Here is a 1,999-nt window from a genome sequence, read left to right as displayed (position 1 = left end):
GCGCCAAGGCGGAGCAGCAGGCCGTGGATCGACGGCCATAGTCAATGACTAAACGGCGGGTTAAAAACCCGCCCTACAACAACCCGACGTACGCGCGGTACAACAACCCGCCGTACGCGCGGTGAGGAGTGGGTCAAACGATACTGTTTCGATCATCGCGATAAATAGCAGCCATACCGTCTTGTTGCTCCAACTAATACACAGAAGAACGACAGGCTTCACAGCTAACTTGCAGGTTATGCAGGCTAAACCTACCTTGCTAGGGAGACCAACGTATCCAAAGAAAGTTGGCCGCATTCCCGCTATTATCCCGGTTGCACTCACTGACGAAATACGTCCCCGAGGCGACCGGGATCAGAAGACTCGACCCATCGACGGCGAGGCTGCCAGAGGGCGGGCGCGCTTCATGAAGTTGAGTGTCTTCTCGAAGAATGCACTCGCCGTTCTCAGGCGCCCACAAGATCGCGAGAACTCCAGAAGGAATCTCCAATCGCTCGCCATTCAATTCGTTTGCAACTGGAAACTCAGATTGAGGAAGGCCAGACGGCGAACAAATCAACACACTGTTCGATGCGCAGAATACATCTGCGACGCCAGAGCCAGGCTCCCACGACAGCCCTCGAAGTAGATCAAGTCCCAGTCGGTGAAGACGCCCGGCACCCGCGTTGTCCAGTTGCATGCAAAGTGCGTCGTAAGAGTCACCGTCCACACCACTCCATTCCCTTGCGCAATCGGCGTCCGCGATCAAAAAAGGGCCTCCTTCTGACGCCACATAGCCAACGTGCTTCATAGCTGATCAAGCCCCCATTTTTTCTTCTGTGCTTTCGAGTACTTCGCAGACTCAGCTCCCTGCTTACGCTGTTCGGTCGGCGTGGCCGCACGACCGGATTGCGGACTAGCAGCCATTGCTCGGCGCTCCTCCGCGGTTAGGTTGTACCCAGGCAACCGTCCACTTCCAGGCCCCTCGAAGTAATGCCGAACCAAAACCGGATCGTGATCAAACTCCATGCCGGGTGGCACAGAGGCTTTCTGCTGAGCAGTTGGCGTGTTGCCGTAGTCAACACGTCTTTCATAAGCCTTGTCGGGGAACAATTTCAACTGGTAGGGATCGACGCCTTCCGGCAGCGGATCACGACGAACAGGATGCTCAATCGAATCCCCAACAAAATCATTCTCGGCCAGCATCGATAGCCGGCGATCAAGGTCCGAGTTCGGGCCGCTCGGATTCTCGACAACCGTGACAGGCGCAGATTTCGCCGCGCTCTTAACCACTCGCCTAACTATGACCGTTCCGCCACCCACCGTCGCCGCGTCACCGGCCAGTCCAGTCAAGGCTTCGCCTTGACCCACGTAGTCGTTCCGGTCCAGCGCCACTCGCAGCTCGCCCGCATGCGTGCCTATGCTGGCGCCGACATCCTCAAATACTTTTCTGCCTATGCCGCCCGGTCCACTGAGCGCATACGGCATCCACTCCCGCTGCTCAGCCTCCCACCCGGCGCGCCGAGCAGCCATGCGTTGCTGCGCTTCCGGATCAGAGGAACCGATGTCCTCCACGAGGCTGGTGGTCTCTCGGGCACCTTGCACCACGGGGATCGCCGCGCCCACGGTGCGGCCAATCAGCGGATCTCGATTGGCTAGGTTTCGCAGCACCCGTCCACGCTCTTCGTCACTCGTGGCGTGTGCTAGTGCGAAACACTCCCCACAGGCCTGACGACCGTCGGGATCCAGGTAGTACAGTGGATTGCCGTTCGCGTAGAGGTACTTGTTAAGTGTAATCGGGCGTTGTGCATCCCCCTCCCACGGATCCACCTGCAGGAACCGTCCGATTCCGGGGAGCTGATAGCGCTGCTGCGCGTAGTTAAGTCCCGACTCGTCATCGTGGTAATAGCCGGTATACCCAACACTTGACGTGCACTTCAGCGGCGGATGCCAAAATCTCCCGACGCGACAATGCGTTAGTGCCGATTTTTCCTTAGCTGCCGGTTTCGCCTGGGCCGCA

General features: G+C 58.3%; 1 protein-coding gene. It reads right to left on the bottom strand.

The genetic code is table 11. The features are described from left to right. Positions 1-786: 786 nt before the first annotated feature. The coding region (locus IFO71_RS21530; RefSeq protein WP_192031749.1) for an RHS repeat-associated core domain-containing protein at positions 787-1,999 on the bottom strand (1,213 nt) is incomplete at its 5' end.

The organism is Pseudomarimonas arenosa, assembly GCF_014841215.1.
Taxonomy (GTDB): Bacteria; Pseudomonadota; Gammaproteobacteria; order Xanthomonadales; family Xanthomonadaceae; genus Pseudomarimonas; species Pseudomarimonas arenosa.
This window is presented reverse-complemented; position numbering and strand designations above follow the sequence as displayed.